This window comes from Legionella sheltonii, from assembly GCF_026191355.1.
Taxonomy (GTDB): Bacteria; Pseudomonadota; Gammaproteobacteria; order Legionellales; family Legionellaceae; genus Legionella; species Legionella sheltonii.
Window position 1 is genome coordinate 26724 of record NZ_JAPHOQ010000001.1, and the last position, 17222, is coordinate 43945.

Genomic DNA, 17222 nt, shown 5'->3' on the forward strand with positions numbered 1-17222 from the left:
AAACTGGCTTTCAGGTTCATCTTATGTATAATGTTCAAAAGAAGCTTGGTTGGAGTGTCTTAATGAAAAAGCTCACTGCCCTTTTGTTGCTTGTTTTTTCTGTCAACGTCGTTGCTTCTGTAGGATTTGGCGATGCATGTGACACGCATGCAGGCATGTCTGACTCTTATGTGCTTGCCCTCAGTTCACAGCCAGGTTTTTGTCAAACTTATGGTTATGAAGCAGGTAAACCCGAGTGCATGCACTTATCTAAAAACTCGTATCAAGCAAAACATCTTACCTTACATGGTTTATGGCCAAATCAGAATGCTTGTGGTCAAAGCTATGGATTCTGCGGGGTAGAACAAAAATCCAGACATTGTGCTTATCCTCCCCTGAGTTTATCACCCCAAGTATCGGAAAATTTGAAAAAACTTATGCCCAGTTACAATTATGGGAGTTGTTTGGAGCGCCATGAATGGAATAAGCATGGCAGTTGTCAAATTTTGTCTGCAGATGAGTATTTTTCTTTAGCCATGCGATTGACCGTAGCGGTCGATAATTCAGTTTTAGGACAGTATCTTACCCAACATCAAGGACAAAAAGTGCCATTAACTGTTTTGCGGGAGAGGGTAGCCCAAGCCTTTGGAAAAAAGAACTCTGGCAAGGTTTATTTAGGCTGTAGAAATGGTATTTTGGTTGATATTTATATCCAATTGCCGGCTTTAATCCCTTTTAATGAATCGTTAGAATCTCTAATCGATGATGCTCCTAATGCTCCAGTGAACGATACTTGTCCCGCTCATGTAATGCTTTCTGATTTTAATAAGGGATCCTGGTTTTAGCTACCTCCTGGAAAAAGGAACGTCAGGGATCCCTGCACCCTCTGTGAATTAGCTAATTCGTAAGCACAATAGCTAAGAAAGTTACTCAAAAAAATTTTTTAGCAAGTCATAATACTTTTATGAGACCAGCTACTCCTCAATCGGGTAGAACAGATCTTGAGTAGACTCTACCCTGGCTGATGGAGTTATTATCCCTGTAAATATTTTCATCATGTGAATATCTAGGCCAATAGCGAATTCAAAGAGTGATGCATCATCATTGACCTTGCACATTGCCAGAACTTGCTCTAATGTAGAGGAATTATTGAAACTAGGAATGAAATCTATGCAAAAGCGGTTTTACTTATTGATTCTAACTGTCTTTTTATTAACCGCTTGCGCGCATCATGGGCTCCAAAAAAAAATAACCCCGCCTTTACCACAAGCGGTAAAGACGAAACAAGTCAGAGCAGTTCCAACCTTTAATCAGCTGGTTATAGAAGGACCACTCAGTGTTAATTTGCACACGGGCTATAAACAGCCGCAAGTGATTTTATCAGGAGATGCGCGTGATCTCGCTACAGTAAAAGCAGAGGTCAAACAAAATACATTGTACTTGTCTATTGGTAATGCCCATGGTCCAGTTTATGCGGATGTTCGCGGCCAGTTTCTTAATCGCTTGATGGCTCAAGGTGTTCCTTTAATTAGGGGAAGTCAGATACACACCAGTGTATTGGATGTTTATTTAGTAAAAACGGGGAACGTCAGGTTAGGCGGTACTATCGGTTTACGCGTATTGGATGTCAAGGGTAAAGGCCTGGTGCAAATTGGCGGTATCGCAAGCCAAAATTTACAGATAAATCTGCAGGGAGACCCAAAGGTTCAGCTTGAAGGGATTGCCAATTTAGCCAATTTGTCGATGTATGGCAATGCCTGGCTCAGTTTGTATTGGGTTAGAACGGATAACTTGATGGTTCGTGCAAAGCAGAAAGCGACGCTTCAACTAGCGGGAGCAGTCAATAGGCTTGATGTTGAACTCTGGGGAAATGCTCGATTTAAAGGACGTTATTTACGTGCACAACGTAGCTTTGTAAGAACGCATGGGCATTCTGTTGCAGAAATTTCGGTGGCGAAACATCAAAGTAATTTAGCTACGGATGCCAGTGATATTTATTATTATAACCTGCCAAACACCCGAGCGGACTTTATGGCTTTTGATGGTTCGGTATTGGATATGCGTGAGTGGAATCAAGCAGAGTTTAAAGATTTTACGCGTTACAATAAGCAAGTTCCTTAAAAAGGACGAGGTTTTTACCCTCAGCCAAATCCCTCTCCCAATAACGGGAGAGAGAATTTTTTCTATAAACTGCACTACTAAAGCGTCACAATGAGGAGTTCCCTGACACTCGCGATGACTGAGGCTGGCGAGAAGGTACTTGTTAGTGCGGATGAGGGTAGAAGTTAAATTTCCTTAATACCCAGCGCATCGTCCATTAACCGAAGCGAAGTTTTTTCATTCTGCCTAAAAGATGCATGCTGATTGATGCATTGAACAATCTGATCCAAATCATTATCTAATGGTAAAACATGTGCGGAGTTAGTGAGCCAATGGATTTGGGTGTTCGCTAAAGGGGCAAAAATTCGCTCTATCTCTTTTGAATCAACAACCGCATCATGGGTTCCTAAAAAAAGATCGATTGGACAGCTTGGTGCTACCCAATGGTGTGTACGAATCAAGGTAAACAGTTCAATAAGTGCAGGAATTGGGAGCTTTCTGTAGGATATTTCAGCATATTGATCCGTTTGCAGATTCCCTGCTTGTCCTCTTAGCTCACAGAATCCAAGTTTTTTGAGCACAGCAAGAAGTTTCAAGTTCTGATCAATGTTCATACGGAGTTTTAATGCAGGTGCTAAAAGGAACATATGATTGAATGTAAATATTGTACTCAGCTTGCATGCTAAAATACCCCCAAGTGATAATCCCAGTATGTCTACTTTTGGGTATTCCTTAAATAAGGCTTCACATTCTAGCATGGCACAATTAAGCCAATCTTCAGCTTTGGCTTGTGCAAAATCTGCAATGCTTTCAGCATGTCCAGGTAATGCCGGGCAAACTAATGCATCGTAATGATTTATTTGAGGAATCAGGTAACGATACACAGCGGGGGTGGAAGTAAACCCATGTAAAAGCAGGAGGGCTCGTTCTTTTTTTGGTCCCCGTTGATTAATTGGCTTAAGCAGTGCTAAATCTTCCTTTTTTAAATCAAGCAATTGTTTGCCATGACTCATATAACGAAAATCATTTTGATTCATCATCATTTATTATTCCATTTCAGTGCATTTACTTTGCAAAATAAGTGTAAATTATGGGTAAATATGGTTCATATAAAAAGAATCCTGATATGCTTAAGTGTATCTGAAAATACTGATTCTGCGCTATTTATTTAGAGGCAATGTTTCTTTTGATGTGCTATCTTTATTATAATAGGGGTAGATATTGTAGAGGTTAAAGACAATGAGTAACGGAAAAACTGAACCTACCAGCCCAAAACCAGGCAGCCAGACCCCAGGTCAAACAGTTAGTGATACACCACCTCCTCCAAAACCACAGGTTATAGCTCCTGATGTTTCTGATGGGCCAAAGCAAACCGCTAAGAAAGACGAAGACAAGCCTAAGCAAGAACAAGAAGTACCTAAAGCCAAAAAAGCGGAAGGTCAGGGAAAAGAAGAGGGTAAGGATAAAAAAGACCCTATGAAGGAGTATCTGGATGATCTCGGGCATATGGTCGAGGAAATTCAGGGCGATATCAATGGTGCTTTAAAAAATGCTGCAGGTAAGGCTTGGGATAAAGCTGCACAATCTAAGCTGGGGAAAGCTCTAGGTGGATTAAGTGATGCCATAGGTGCGAAGAAAGACGAACTCATCGATAAAGCAAAACAAGCAGTTTCAGATAAGGTCGATGAGAAGCTTGCAGAATTCAATAAAACCCCAGTGGGGCAAGCAGTGGGTAAATTCACCGATGCACTGAGTACCGCTAAAAGTACGATTACCTCGCTTCCTGACAAAGCCAACGACTCAATAGTTCAGGCCTTAGAAAAACTTACCGAGAAAGTAAATAACATTGGTAAGAAGGAAGAGCTTGGTAGTGTAGTGGAAGCTGAAAATGTAGAAGCAGATGAGAAGGTTACAGTACAAAATGAACGAGAAGATGAAATAGAGCAAAATGAAGACCTAGAAGACGAACAGCAAGAAGAGCAGCAAGATGTTGACAAAGAAAATGAGCAAATGGTTGATGAGTTTGAAGAAGAAGAAGAGAACGACACAGTAATGGAACTTGGTTCTCCATCAGATACTACTACGTCTCCCATGTCTTTCGCGGAGCAATCATTGCCCCAAGATTTTACAAGTGTCTCACCTCAATCGAGTACACCAGCTCCTTCTAAAGATTTGACAGAAGATCAAACCGCAACTGTAAGTAATACGATGTAGCCTGAGTGAGGCGAAGCGAATCCCGGGGAAAAACAGAGCCCGGGTTATAGCTTACGCCTTCACCCGGGGTTGGATGCAATTTAGCCTAATAATTTATGCGGTAAGCTTTCAATACGACCGGCTTGGGTGACCACTACATAATTTAATTTGCGTTGCAGTTCACTGATTGTGTCCGCACCAGCATAGGTCAGACCCGATCTTAAACCGCCTACGATATCCGCAATAATGGCATCGGGATTTTCTTTGAAAGGGACCTCAGTTGCTACACCTTCTGCGGTTTTCCATTCATGCATTTGGCCTAAGAAGTTTTCTTGTGCTTCTTTTGAGGCCATGCCACGATAACGCTTTACCTTGCTGCCATCTGGTTTTTGAATGACTTCGCCAGGGGTTGGTGAAGTACCCGCTAGCATCCCGCCAATCATGACAAAATCAGCGCCAAAAGCTAACGCTTTGACGATATCTCCTGAGGTTCTAATGCCGCCATCAGCAACAATAGAGCGATCAGAGCGTGAACAGTCTTGAATACAGGTTAACATGGGAACACCAAAACCTGTTTTAATTCGAGTGCTGCATACCGAACCACCACCAATACCTGCTTTGATTATATCCGCTCCGCATGAGGCAAGATAATCCGCTCCAGCGTAGGTAGCAACATTTCCAGCCATAATACATCGATCAGCAAGTATCTGACGTAAGCTTTTGAGGGTCTTACCCACATATTTGGCATGAGCATGAGCCACATCCACACAAAAATAGTCAGCGCCTGCATCACGTAATGCCGCCGCTCTTTCTAATTCAGCGGCAGTACAACCTACTGAAACAAAAACTCTATTTTGGCACTTTTTAAACTCGGCAATGTTGTCTTCAATGCTCATAAAGCGATGTAAAGCACCCATAGCGCCTTTAGAACCCATGAAATTGGCCATTGCACTTTCAGTAATGGTATCCATATTTGAACTGATTACAGGCAGCTCTAAGGTTAATTTGCCCAGTCTGTCAGTACTGGCAGTTTCCACTACTCTTCTTGATTCATGGTGGTTGTAGGAAGGAACAAGTAGAACGTCATCAAAAGTGATGGCATGATCAGTCATGGTAAATCCTTAAAGTGCATACTATAAATGTTCCGCCGCATAAAATGCAAGTCTTGAACGTTCGCCACGTGTCAGACTCATATGAGCGCTATGTTCCCAGTGTTTAAAGCGATCAACGGCAAAAGTTAAACCCGAAGTCGTTTCACTCAAATAGGGGGTATCAATTTGTTTAATATCACCCAGACAAATAATCTTAGACCCTGGGCCTGCACGGGTTACTAAAGTTTTTATCTGTTTTGGAGTTAAGTTTTGCGCCTCATCAATGATAATGTATCGATTTAAAAAGGTACGGCCACGCATAAAATTCAAAGAGCGAATTTTAATTTTGTTTTGCAATAAATCTTGAGTTGCGCCACGCCCAAAAGTACCACCCACCTGGGAACTGTGGAGCACTTCTAAGTTATCCATTAAAGCGCCCATCCACGGGGTCATTTTTTCTTCTTCGGTACCGGGAAGGAAACCAATGTCTTCGCCGACAGGAATTGTCACACGGGTCATTAAAATCTCGGTATAACGGTTTTGATCCAGGACTTGGGTTAAACCTGCTGCAATCGTGAGTAGCGTTTTTCCTGTTCCAGCAGGACCTTGTAAGCTGACAAAATCGATCTCAGGATCCATAAGCAGGTTTAAGGTGAAGTTTTGTTCACGGTTTTTCGCATGAATTCCCCATACAGAATGCTTTGTATAATCACGGGTTAGCTGGATGACCGCATGATCATGCTCCAATTTCTTTACGATGGCTTGAAACTGATCATCTTCCGTACTGATGCAATCATTGGGGTTCCATTGATGGATTAAAGGCCCCGTTACTTTATAAAAAGTTTTTCCACTTTCTTGCCATGACTCCATATCTTTAGCATGAGTATCCCAGAAATTATTATCAAGAATATGCAAGCCTTTATGTAACAGATTGACATCATCAAGCACCTGATCGCTGTAATAATCTTCAGCAAGAATCCCCAGTATCCCGGCCTTAATACGCAAATTGATGTCTTTTGATACAATAATTACTTGCTTTTTCCCTGTGTATTTTTTTTGTAAGCCCAAAGCAGTGGCAAGAATTGTATTATCTACTTTGTGTCCAGGAAGAGTCGATGGAACAACCTGATCGAATTCATCGGTTTGAAAAAATAACTTTCCACTGCACTTTTTCTTATCTGAATGCAAATAATTAGGTATAGCTAATCCTGAGACGATTTGTTCATGGGTAGAGTTACTCATGAGCTCTACCAACATGCGGTTTGTTTGGCGGACGTTACGTGCCACCTCCGATGTACCCATTTTATGATTGTCTAGTTCTTCCAGCACCACCATTGGCAAATAGATATCATGCTCTTCAAAATGATAGATGGCGGTAGGGTCATGCATTAAAATATTGGTATCAAGTACAAACAACTTCTGACGGGTATTGCTATTATCCATAAATTCACCTTGTGATTAAAACGTGTAGCCTGGTTGAAGTCAGTACCTAACTGCCATCAAGTTAGGGTGAAATCCAACCTTCACCAAGCGACACTTATTTGATTGCTTCCTTCATTCTGCTTAGGGGATGCGACCCAGTCAAGAATAAAATGGTTACTTTAACGCACTAAGTACTTCGTCTACATGACCTTTGACGCTTACTTTACGCCATTCTTTGCTTAATTTTCCCTGCGGATCAATGATGAACGTACTGCGCTCAATTCCACGCACTTGTTTTCCATACATTGATTTCATTTTAATCACCTCAAACAATTGGCATAATTGTTCGTCTGGATCACTAATGAGCTCAAATGGAAAGTTTTGTTTGGCTTTAAAGTTCTCATGCGATTTTAAGCTGTCACGAGAAATTCCAAATATCTGAGTATTTAATTTTTGGAATTGGGGGTAGGCATCACGAAAATCTTGCCCTTCTGTGGTACAACCTGGTGTTGCATCCTTAGGATAAAAATAAAGGACAACATACTGTCCTTTATAATCGCTTAAACGTGCATTAATTCCACTCGTTGCCGAAAATGCAAAATCGGGTATCGATTCACCTATATTCATCAGTCTCTCCCTGTTTTTTTCATGATGCGAGAACGGTCTCTTTCCCATTCACGGTCTTTAATGGAGTCTCGCTTATCATGCTCTTTTTTGCCCTTAGCCAAAGCTATTTTTATTTTTATATTATTTTTTTTCCAATATAAAGAAAGTGGCACAATGGTATAGCCTTGACGTTCAACACTGCCGATGAGGTGGTTCAATTCTTTTTTATTTAATAACAGCTTACGGGTACGTATGGGGTCAGGAATGGAGTGAGTCGAGGCAGTAATGAGCGGTTGGATCTGGGCACCCAGTAAAAAGGCTTCACCGTTTTTGATAATAATATGTGCATCAGATAAATTAATTTTTCCGGCGCGCAGGCTTTTGACTTCCCAGCCCTCAAGTACAAGCCCCGCTTCGTACTGATCCTCAAGAAAATAATTGAAGCCTGCTTTGCGATTCAACACTATGGTTGAATCGGATTGTTTCTTGTTTGTCATATTTATTCTTTGACGCGGTCGTGTTTGTAATCCAAAGGTAATTGAGGATAGACTCGATTGAGTTGATGATCAACTGCTACACGATTATCAAAAACAAAGCAATGTCCTTCCCAGAGTGATTCTTCTTTGGGCATTTTTTCAATATAGTTGAGAATGCCATCCTGCAAATGATAGACATTTTCAAACCCTAAATCTTTTAGGTAAGCAGTGGATTTTTCGCAGCGTATGCCACCGGTGCAAAACATAGCAATTTTTTTATCTTTTTTATTGAGCAACTCTTCTTGCACGTATTGTGGAAAATCACGAAAATTTTCCGTGATGGGGTTAATGGCATTTTTGAATGTGCCTAATTCAAATTCATAATCATTACGTGTATCAATCAACACCACTTCAGGATCTTGAATTAATTCGTTCCACTCTTCAGGACTGAGATAGGTCCCTACAGTTTTCAGAGGATCAACATTCGTAAGACCCATAGTTACAATTTCTTTACGAAGTTTAACCTTAGACTTTTCAAAGGGATTTTCTTTATCAAAAGTTTCTTTAAATCTTAAATCAGCCAAACGCTCATCTTGATGGATAAATTGGTAAAATAGATCCATTTGGGCACGCGTTCCGGCAAAACTTCCATTGATTCCTTCAGCGGCTAATATAATCGTCCCCTTGATTTTAATTTCATGCATTTTAGTAAGCAAAGGCTCACGCATCACTTCGAAATTTTCTAGGGAAACAAATTTATAAAATGAAGCAATCACTATTTCGTTCATCATACTACCTGAAAAATAACCAAAAATAATCGACAAAAATTAACATTTACACAGAATTTAATCAATAGGCCTGAATTAAATGCACCCTAAGTTTCGGTTCAATGTGAAGCAAAAGTTAGCTAAATGCGTTGACAAAAACTAACCAGCGATCATACTGTTATATACCTAAGAAACTTTAAAATACTAAGTTTACGTTTACTTGATTTTTTTGCCTTGGAAGGCTTAAAGATCGGTCATGGACTGGTTCTGTTGCGAATTTTTAGGCTTCCAGAGCGGAAATGGCAATAGGTTAAAATAGTATTTTGAAGTTTCTTAGGTGTATACCAAAGCTATCTGTGTTTTCATTCTGCTGGCTTTATAAGGAGATAATATGGCACATTACATTCGGAAGTTGCGTTGGTTCTTTATCCTTTGTTTTTTTATCCCACTCTTTAGTTTTGCCGCTACTCCCATAAAAACTATGGTTGTTTTTGGCGACAGTTTGTCTGATACCGGGAATACTACCCATTTACTAAAAAGTTTACGCCAAGAAGAGGATCCTGCTTTTTTAGTAGCACCTTTCAAAGCATTTGTACTCAATAAGATGGTTGAGTTTGCTGAAGAATATTATGTGCCACAAATGGTTTTGGATTCAGGTATCGCTGTAGTTACCGATTTTTTTGATAACCAATTAGCGCCTTATATTGCCAATTTAGTCAGTAAAATTAAATTAGTGCCTGTATTGCCAGGAAAGCCTTACTGGAATGCGCGTTTTTCTAATGGTCAGGTATGGAATGAATATTTAGCGAAGATGCTTTCCATTTCTCCGGACGATGAAGAAGTTTATTTGAACCGTGCTTTTGGTGGAAGCTGGGCAGCAACCTATGATTATCAGCTCACCGTCTGGAATTTAATTCGTCATCCATTAGGGACAATCAAAAATCTGATTGTAGGGAAATTGGTTCCACCCAGTCTTGGTCTAACGGTTCAGGCTTATTTGCTCGAACATCCCACCTTAAGTGATGAAACAGTGTTTTTTATTTTCACAGGAAGTAATGATTACATTAATGTTTTGTTCTTTGAAGATAATTACAACACTGAAGTGATGAGTACCTATGTTGATAATGTTCTATCAGGTGCTGGTTCAGCAGTCATGAAATTAATGCAAGCAGGAGCACGTCGTTTTGTGATTATGGGGCTGCCTCATATAGGCGATACTCCTCGTATGGTGCAAACCACTGATAGAGAGGTTTTGAATAATGCAGTGGATATGCACAATGAGCGTCTTCAAAATCGTATGCAAGAATGGGCGAAAATTTACCCCGATTCTAATTTTCTTTACATCGATATGGGCGATTATTTGTCACGCGCTTTAAAAAACCCAGAAAATTATGGATTTACTAATACGACGGAGGCGTGTATCGATGTGAAGCTTCCAATGTATGATGCATTCCGCACCTCACCTTTTGCGAACAACTATGTATTACGTTACGCACAAGTACTGCAGTACCGAGATGCGAGCTTTGCTGCTGGGGATAAAAACTATCATGTATGTGATACGCCTGAGAGCTATTTATTCTGGGATGAAATTCATCCAAGTACCCGTGCTCATGGACTCCTTGCTTTTGAAGTCTGTAAGGCAATGAAATATCACGGATATGACGTAACCTGTGAAAATCCAATAGAGTAAAAAGCGGTGAGGATGGCTGAATTTATTTATTGGAGGTAAAAGGTAGCCCTCTTCCGCCCTTACGGGCACCTTCTCCCTGGCAGGGAGAAGGAATGTTTTTAAAAGTACCCCCTCTCCCCACTTGTGGGATCGGGGGAGGGGTGAGGGGGTCTTTTTGTAAAAACCAAGAAAATATCTATAATTTATTGGTAGTAGTTGTAGTCTGAATTTTCTTTTTATAACTTCTATTTATGGCTGTATTCCATATTTGATTTTAGAAGATAATTTGTGGCATCGTCCTTTCTCAATCTATTACGAATCATGTTAGTGATTTATAAATGTTTATGGCATAATTGCCGTTTTTTTATTGATATATCGTTCATATGCGGTTGTTGAAACGAGGAGCAGGTTTATGTGTGGGATTATGGGAGCTGTGTCTGAAAGGGATATCAGTAAAATTCTACTGGAAGGTCTACGTCGCTTGGAATATAGAGGTTATGATTCAGCCGGCATTGCGGTAATCGATAATCAAGGGAATTTAAAGCGTGTGCGAATTCAGGGTAAGGTGCAAAATTTAGCGGATGCAATGCAAGAAACCGCCATTGCGGGTAATACAGGGATTGCACACACGAGATGGGCGACACATGGTAAGCCCTCTGAGCAAAATGCTCATCCTCATTTATCCCATGGACAAATTGCATTAGTACATAATGGTATTATTGAAAATCATGAAAAATTACGTCATGAATTAATGATGAAGGGCTATCAGTTCACCTCTGAAACCGATACAGAAGTGGCTGCTCATTTAATTCATTACCATTATCAACAGAATGAAAATTTACTCGCAGCAGTGCAAACTGCTGCTGCAGAAATGGATGGTGCGTTTGCTTTGGGTGTTATTCACCAACAAAGACCAATGGAGCTTGTTGCAGTTCGTAAAGGGAGCCCCTTGGTTGTTGGTTTAGGCATCGGTGAAAATTTTATCGCATCTGATGGTCTGGCATTAAAGTCTTTTGCACAATCAGTGATCTACTTAGAAGAAGGGGACAGTGCCTTTATTACCTCGAAAAGCGTGACCATCTATAATGCATCCAAATCGGTTGTTGAACGACCTCTTCATCCTTTAGCAAGTGATTCTGAAACGGTAAGCAAAGGGCCTTATCGGCATTTTATGCTTAAGGAAATCTTTGAGCAATCTAAGGTACTGACTGATACTTTAGAAGGTCGCATCAATAGCCTCGAAGTACTTAAAGCCAGTTTTGGTGAACGAGCCTCTCATGTATTTCCGATGGTAAAACAAATTCATATTGTTGCTTGTGGTACCAGTTATCACGCCGGAATGATTGCCAAATATTGGTTAGAATCTTTAGCGGGATTACCCACGCAAGTTGAAATCGCAAGTGAATACCGCTATCGAGATGTTGTCGTACCCCAGGATACTTTATTTATTACCGTGTCCCAATCCGGAGAAACAGCAGACACGCTCGCTGCTTTGCAAAAAGCAAAAAATATGAATTATTTGGCCACCTTGGCTATTTGTAATGTGGCAACAAGTACTTTGGTCAGGGAGGCAGACTGTGTTTTCCTAACGCGTGCTGGAATCGAGATTGGCGTGGCATCGACTAAAGCATTTACCACTCAATTAGTTGCTTTCTTGATGTTAGCCGCAGCACTTTCCCATGATCATCGGGCTAATGAAATCTTAAAACAATTGCAAGAGTTGCCTGCATGTTGCGAGCGTGCGTTAAAAATGAATGAAGAAATTGAAGATCTCGCATCTCTATTTGTTAATAAAGCACATGCTTTATTCTTAGGGCGCGGGGTGCAGTATCCAGTAGCTCTTGAAGGTGCTTTAAAGTTAAAGGAAATTTCTTATATTCACGCAGAAGCCTATCCTTCTGGAGAGTTAAAACATGGTCCTTTGGCTTTAGTTGATGAAAATATGCCTGTCGTTGCCGTTGCTCCCAATGATGAACTGCTGGATAAATTAAAATCTAATTTGCACGAAGTAAGTGCACGCGGTGGTCAGTTGTTTGTTTTTGTTGATAATACTCAGAACTGGCAAGCAAATGGCACGCGTTTAATTAAGGTACCTTACTGTGGTCTATGGATCGCTCCAATAGTTTATACGATACCTTTGCAATTGTTGGCTTACCATGTCGCCGTTGCTAAAGGTACGGATGTTGATCAACCGCGCAATCTTGCCAAGTCAGTGACTGTTGAGTAATAATGTGGCGGTTTTTTAAACGACTCACCCAGACTACTCCAGTAAGGTTTCGGGTGCGGTAATCAAATTGTTCTATATTTATGTTTTACGGGGATGTAAATGACTCAAGAGATGTCGGGATTAGCTGCGATTATTGCGCAAGAGCTTAAAGTGAAACCAGCGCAGGTAGAAGCGTCCATTCGTCTGCTCAATGAAGGGGCAACAGTTCCTTTTATTGCTCGTTATCGCAAAGAGGCTACAGAAGGATTAGATGATGTGCAATTACGTTTTATTGATGAACGTGTGCATTATTTACGAGAATTGGATGAACGTCGTGCTGTAGTTTTACAGTCTATCCGAGAACAAGAGAAACTCACTCCTGAGCTTGAAAAAAGCATTTTGGCTGCAGACACTAAAACTCGTCTTGAAGATTTATATCTACCCTATAGACCCAAGCGTCGGACTAAGGCTCAAATTGCCATAGAAGCAGGCTTAGAGCCATTAGCTCAGGCTCTTTGGAAAAATCCAGATCTGGATCCCGAAGAGCAAGCCGTGCAATTTATCAATCCTGAGGCTGGTGTTGAGGATGCAAAAGCAGCATTAGAAGGTGCGCGGCATATATTAATGGAGCATTTTGCAGAAGATGCCGATTTAATTAATGAGCTGCGTGAATATTTGTGGCAGCATGGTATTGTCAAATCAATAGGCAGCTCCAAGAAAAAAGAAACGGTAAACAAATTTTCAGATTATTTTGATTATGCCGAAGCAATTAAAAAGATCCCTTCGCATCGTGCATTAGCTTTATTCCGTGGCCGTCGGGAAAGTGTTTTACAAGTGAGTCTTACTTTACCTGAGCACGAAGAAACCTACGGTGAAAATAAATTAGCTGCGTATTTCAATATTGCTGACCATCACAGAAAAGCAGACAGTTGGCTCCTTGAAACCGTACGTCTGACCTGGAAGGTAAAATTATTTACTAAATTAGAGTTGGAATTACTCACTCGTTTACGAGAAATGGCAGATGAAGAAGCAATAAAAGTATTTTCCAGAAATTTACGGGATTTGTTACTTGCTGCACCAGCTGGTCCACAAATCACAATTGGCCTTGATCCTGGAATCAGAACAGGTGTTAAAGTCGTTGTCGTTGATGCAACCGGTAAGTTACTGGATTACACCGTTATTTTTCCATTTGCGCCCCAAAATGAATGGCATCAGGGAATTACTGATTTGGCAAAATTGGCAGCAAAACACCAGGTCAATTTAATCAGTATTGGCAATGGAACTGGCTCTCGCGAAACAGAGCGCTTAGTTTCTGATTTAATAAAAATGTATCCTGATTTAAAACTGACTAAAATTATTGTGAGTGAAGCTGGTGCATCTGTTTATTCGGCTTCTGAAATAGCTTCTCAGGAATTTCCTGATTTAGACGTTACCTTGAGAGGGGCTGTTTCCATTGCACGTCGTCTCCAAGATCCTCTTGCTGAATTAGTCAAAATTGAAGCCAAGTCTATTGGCGTAGGCCAATACCAGCATGATGTGAATCAAACTCGCTTGGCGCGTTGTTTGGATGGTGTAGTTGAAGATTGCGTGAATGCGGTTGGTGTTGATGTAAATACGGCTTCGGCGGCTCTTTTATCTCATATTTCTGGTCTTAATGAGGCTTTAGCCAAAAATATCGTCCTTTATCGTGATGAACATGGTGCTTTCAAAAACCGGATGGAGTTGAAAAAAGTAAATCGTATGGGTGAAAAAGCATTTCAACAAGCAGCAGGATTTTTACGTATCATGCATGGCGATAATCCTTTGGATGCCTCTTGTGTTCATCCAGAAGCTTATCCTTTAGTAGAAAAAATTATTGCAGATAAAAAAGTTGATATTAAGAAACTAATCGGCAATAAAGAAGTATTACACAGTGTGAATGCGGCAGAATTTATCGATGAGCAATTTGGTTTGCCTACCATAAGAGATGTGTTGCGTGAATTGGAAAAACCGGGTCGCGATCCCAGACCGGAGTTTAAAACGGCACAATTTAAAGAAGGTGTTGAAGACATCGAACATTTACACGAAGGAATGATCCTTGAAGGGGTTGTCAGTAATGTAACTAACTTTGGTGCTTTTGTGGATATTGGTGTGCATCAAGATGGATTAGTTCATATCTCAGCGATGACCAATAAATTTATTTCTGATCCACGTACCGTAGTGAAGGCCGGAGATATCGTAACGGTTAAAGTTATTGAAGTAGATAAAGAAAGAAAACGCATTGGCTTAAGTATGAAATTGGAAGATGAACCTGCGAGCCAAGCTGTTAAAAAAGTTGCAAAAACATCGGAAGTGAAAAAACAACCACCAGTTAAAAAAGCAGAGCATAAGAAAAAACCTGAGGCTAAAAAAGTTGAGCCGGTTAAAAAAACGGTATTTAATACGGCAATGGCAGATGCATTAGCCAAATTAAAGCGTAATTAAAAGCTGGGGTGGCGCTTGGTTAATAGAGTCCCCTCTCCTATCCGTGGGCGAGGGGTAGCGGTGAGGGTTCATTAGCTGTAGTCAACACCCTCATTCGCCCTTACGAGCACCTTCTCCCCATGGGGAGAAGGGATTTTCTCTTAATTTAATGACCGTGTCCCCTGGCTACATCTAACATAAAATGGTGAATCATGACCAATACCCCCAAAGGAGAGTTAACTATTCAGACTTTGGCGATGCCAGCAAATACGAACGCCAATGGTGATATATTTGGTGGGTGGATTGTGTCACAAATGGATTTAGCCGCAGGAATATTGGCGAAAAAATTAGCATTAGGACGTGTAGCTACAGTGGCTATTCATTCAATGAATTTCTTAAAACCAGTTCATGTGGGGGATCTTGTGAGCTGTTATGTCACTTTGGTGAAACAAGGCAATAGTTCTATGACATTTAATGTTGAGGTATGGGCTCATCCTGCGACTCAGAATGAAACGTATCAAGTCACCGAAGGTGTTTTTGTTTTTGTTGCCATAAATGAAGAAGGTAGACCAAGAGAGGTGCCTAAAAAAATATGACCCATAATTCGTCAGACCTATACCACCTACTCACGGAAATGGCGACCCACATTGAACAAAATGCGGAACCGGATCCTCAGTTATATACTTTATTTTTTCAAGAACCTGAACTCGCTTTTAAATTAGTGGATATCATTAATAACTTAGAAGAAAAGTTGGATGAAGGTCTTTCGGTTTATTCCGCATGTGTTTTTGCCTTAGATATTTGTGTCGCGCAGTTGCAAGGGGCTGCCGAAGGTAATAATAAAGTCACTGCAAAGGCATTAACTCAATTAATGAATCATTTAGCTGAAATGATTGATTCACGCAAACACACCCTTAGTTTTTGGCTCCCTATATTAAATTCCTTTTATGAATCGCATGTTGAATTGACTGAAGATTTAAAGGATGCCTATTACGATCTTGCCAGCGATGAGGAGGAATCGATTCCTGAAGGTGAACCGATATCACATTTGGATGCTATTCGTGATTTGATTCACGAATTATCTGACCTGAACGTTTTTGAAATCGCCGAAAATTTTTTCGCGCAGAGCTATGCAATGCCCGCGGACTTTTTTATCGATCTTATGGTCGATTTATATAATATCGAGGAGGGGGCCGATATTGCCTTGCTCATTTTATTACATCCTCAGGCTGAGGTGCGCGACATTGCGATTAATACACTGGGCCAAATTATAGAGTTGGTGACTTTTTCCTCTATATCTCTTTCACGTTTGCAGACCATTATGCATTGGTATCCAGAGCGCTATCATGCACTATTTAATTCCTGGATAAAAACGCAACGTAAAAAAGGGGTTGTATTTGCACCGGAACAGGAAGCGGCTCAAGCGACTATTCGAGCTACTGAGGTGGATGGTACAGGCTCACAAGGTATTTTTCTGAATGTACGTAAACAGAGGAAAAATAGACTGTGTGGTTTATTACTAAAGTATGATTTAGGTATTAAAGATGCATGGATAACACCGGTCCTCTCAGCAAAAGATGTAAAGGATTATTATAAAAAGGCTTTTGATGAGAACGTGACGCTTCGTGAAGTCGATTTATCTTATTTCACCATGATGGTGGAACATTTCTTGGCGATAACAATAGAAAAAGAAGAGATTCCTAATATTCAATTTTTAGAAATTCAAGAACTATTAGGCATCCGCATACGCCCCGTGAAATTGGATTTAGATTATCTCTTTGAACAGATGAGTGTCCAAATCACGCCATTTACCCAAGAAGTAATTTCTGAATCGCTACGCCGTTCGAAATCATGGCTTAAAAGTAAATCATTTACTGAATCCTGGTATTTGGAAAATCCTTTAGTGGATAAGATTGTCAATCACAACAGCACTTTTGTTGATGGAATTAGAGTGTGCAGCATGGAAGAGGCCATGGATGCAGTATTTGCTGAAGAAATGGAAATACACCGTGATAAATGGCAATTTCATTTTTTATGGATTGCCTTATGGATGAAAGCGAAGGAAAGGCGAAATGAAAAAATATGGCGTGATAGTTTTCTGATTGCTTATACAATTTATCAAGGTCAACCCTTGAAAGAGATTCCTGTTATGCAAGAGATTTGTAGGCAAACGGTGATTAATAGCGTGGAAACCATGCAAGAGAGACGAACACACCTAAGCCAGGAGTAAGAAGAACCTACCTCATCCCAAGCGGAGCAAGGGATCTGCGC

At 40.5% G+C, this 17222-nt stretch carries 14 protein-coding genes; 8 read left to right on the top strand and 6 right to left on the bottom strand.

All coding sequences use genetic code 11. The features are described from left to right. The first annotated feature begins 62 nt into the window (after positions 1-62). Entirely contained in the window at positions 63-824 is a 762-nt protein-coding gene (locus tag OQJ26_RS00110; RefSeq protein WP_265701879.1) for a ribonuclease T2 family protein, read from the top strand. Between the two features lie 325 nt (positions 825-1149). Next, the gene (locus tag OQJ26_RS00115; RefSeq protein ID WP_265701880.1) at positions 1150-2100 is read left to right on the top strand and encodes a GIN domain-containing protein; all 951 of its coding nucleotides are present in this window, start codon (positions 1150-1152) and stop codon (positions 2098-2100) included. A gap of 164 nt (positions 2101-2264) precedes the next feature. Here the strand turns inward: OQJ26_RS00115 and OQJ26_RS00120 are convergent, their stop codons facing one another. Further along, complete coding sequence (locus OQJ26_RS00120) at positions 2265-3116, bottom strand: alpha/beta hydrolase (RefSeq protein ID WP_265702210.1); 852 nt, start codon at positions 3114-3116, stop codon at positions 2265-2267. 202 nt (positions 3117-3318) lie between these two features. Here OQJ26_RS00120 and OQJ26_RS00125 point away from each other — a divergent pair, with 202 nt between their 5' ends. Next, complete coding sequence (locus OQJ26_RS00125) at positions 3319-4293, top strand: hypothetical protein (RefSeq protein WP_265701881.1); 975 nt, start codon at positions 3319-3321, stop codon at positions 4291-4293. A gap of 80 nt (positions 4294-4373) precedes the next feature. On the opposite strand, the gene OQJ26_RS00130 is transcribed toward OQJ26_RS00125, so the two are convergent. The 5 genes from OQJ26_RS00130 to trhO all read right to left on the bottom strand — a co-directional run bounded on the left by OQJ26_RS00130 (position 4374) and on the right by trhO (position 8655). Beyond that, entirely contained in the window at positions 4374-5384 is a 1011-nt protein-coding gene (locus tag OQJ26_RS00130; RefSeq protein WP_265701882.1) for a guanosine monophosphate reductase, read from the bottom strand. 21 nt (positions 5385-5405) lie between these two features. Beyond that, on the bottom strand, positions 5406-6806 hold the full coding sequence (locus tag OQJ26_RS00135; RefSeq protein ID WP_265701883.1) for a PhoH family protein: 1401 nt from the start codon (positions 6804-6806) through the stop codon (positions 5406-5408). A 153-nt stretch (positions 6807-6959) separates the two neighbouring features. Further along, entirely contained in the window at positions 6960-7412 is a 453-nt protein-coding gene (locus OQJ26_RS00140; RefSeq protein ID WP_265701884.1) for a peroxiredoxin, read from the bottom strand. After that, entirely contained in the window at positions 7412-7888 is a 477-nt protein-coding gene (smpB, locus tag OQJ26_RS00145) for an SsrA-binding protein SmpB (RefSeq protein ID WP_265701885.1), read from the bottom strand. Before smpB ends, OQJ26_RS00140 begins: the two co-directional genes overlap by 1 nt. A gap of 2 nt (positions 7889-7890) precedes the next feature. Further along, positions 7891-8655 (bottom strand): oxygen-dependent tRNA uridine(34) hydroxylase TrhO, encoded by a 765-nt coding sequence (gene trhO / locus OQJ26_RS00150; protein ID WP_265702211.1) that lies wholly within the window; start codon positions 8653-8655, stop codon positions 7891-7893. A gap of 370 nt (positions 8656-9025) precedes the next feature. Between trhO and plaC the strand changes: the two genes are divergently transcribed. The 5 genes from plaC to OQJ26_RS00175 all read left to right on the top strand — a co-directional run bounded on the left by plaC (position 9026) and on the right by OQJ26_RS00175 (position 17181). Further along, positions 9026-10324, top strand: a complete 1299-nt coding sequence (gene plaC / locus OQJ26_RS00155; protein WP_265701886.1) for a lysophospholipase/glycerophospholipid:cholesterol acyltransferase PlaC — start codon at positions 9026-9028, stop codon at positions 10322-10324. Positions 10325-10715: 391 nt separating this feature from the next. Beyond that, positions 10716-12530, top strand: a complete 1815-nt coding sequence (gene glmS / locus OQJ26_RS00160) for a glutamine--fructose-6-phosphate transaminase (isomerizing) (protein WP_265701887.1) — start codon at positions 10716-10718, stop codon at positions 12528-12530. Positions 12531-12629: 99 nt separating this feature from the next. After that, positions 12630-14972: a Tex family protein gene (locus OQJ26_RS00165; protein WP_265701888.1), complete on the top strand. Its 2343-nt coding sequence runs from the start codon at positions 12630-12632 to the stop codon at positions 14970-14972. A gap of 191 nt (positions 14973-15163) precedes the next feature. Continuing rightward, entirely contained in the window at positions 15164-15547 is a 384-nt protein-coding gene (gene yciA, locus OQJ26_RS00170) for an acyl-CoA thioester hydrolase YciA (protein WP_265701889.1), read from the top strand. Beyond that, positions 15544-17181 carry a hypothetical protein gene (locus OQJ26_RS00175; protein WP_265701890.1) on the top strand — a complete coding sequence of 546 codons (1638 nt, stop codon included), beginning with the start codon at positions 15544-15546 and terminating at the stop codon, positions 17179-17181. The genes yciA and OQJ26_RS00175 overlap by 4 nt, the downstream gene beginning before the upstream one ends. Positions 17182-17222: the final 41 nt, after the last annotated feature.

Coding starts and splice junctions, on each gene's coding strand:
- OQJ26_RS00110 (WP_265701879.1), top strand. CDS start 63: ATGAAAAAGCTCACTGCCCTTTTGTTGCTTGTTTTTTCTGTCAACGTC.
- OQJ26_RS00115 (WP_265701880.1), top strand. CDS start 1,150: ATGCAAAAGCGGTTTTACTTATTGATTCTAACTGTCTTTTTATTAACC.
- OQJ26_RS00120 (WP_265702210.1), bottom strand. CDS start 3,116: ATGAATCAAAATGATTTTCGTTATATGAGTCATGGCAAACAATTGCTT.
- OQJ26_RS00125 (WP_265701881.1), top strand. CDS start 3,319: ATGAGTAACGGAAAAACTGAACCTACCAGCCCAAAACCAGGCAGCCAG.
- OQJ26_RS00130 (WP_265701882.1), bottom strand. CDS start 5,384: ATGACTGATCATGCCATCACTTTTGATGACGTTCTACTTGTTCCTTCC.
- OQJ26_RS00135 (WP_265701883.1), bottom strand. CDS start 6,806: ATGGATAATAGCAATACCCGTCAGAAGTTGTTTGTACTTGATACCAAT.
- OQJ26_RS00140 (WP_265701884.1), bottom strand. CDS start 7,412: ATGAATATAGGTGAATCGATACCCGATTTTGCATTTTCGGCAACGAGT.
- smpB (WP_265701885.1), bottom strand. CDS start 7,888: ATGACAAACAAGAAACAATCCGATTCAACCATAGTGTTGAATCGCAAA.
- trhO (WP_265702211.1), bottom strand. CDS start 8,655: ATGAACGAAATAGTGATTGCTTCATTTTATAAATTTGTTTCCCTAGAA.
- plaC (WP_265701886.1), top strand. CDS start 9,026: ATGGCACATTACATTCGGAAGTTGCGTTGGTTCTTTATCCTTTGTTTT.
- glmS (WP_265701887.1), top strand. CDS start 10,716: ATGTGTGGGATTATGGGAGCTGTGTCTGAAAGGGATATCAGTAAAATT.
- OQJ26_RS00165 (WP_265701888.1), top strand. CDS start 12,630: ATGACTCAAGAGATGTCGGGATTAGCTGCGATTATTGCGCAAGAGCTT.
- yciA (WP_265701889.1), top strand. CDS start 15,164: ATGACCAATACCCCCAAAGGAGAGTTAACTATTCAGACTTTGGCGATG.
- OQJ26_RS00175 (WP_265701890.1), top strand. CDS start 15,544: ATGACCCATAATTCGTCAGACCTATACCACCTACTCACGGAAATGGCG.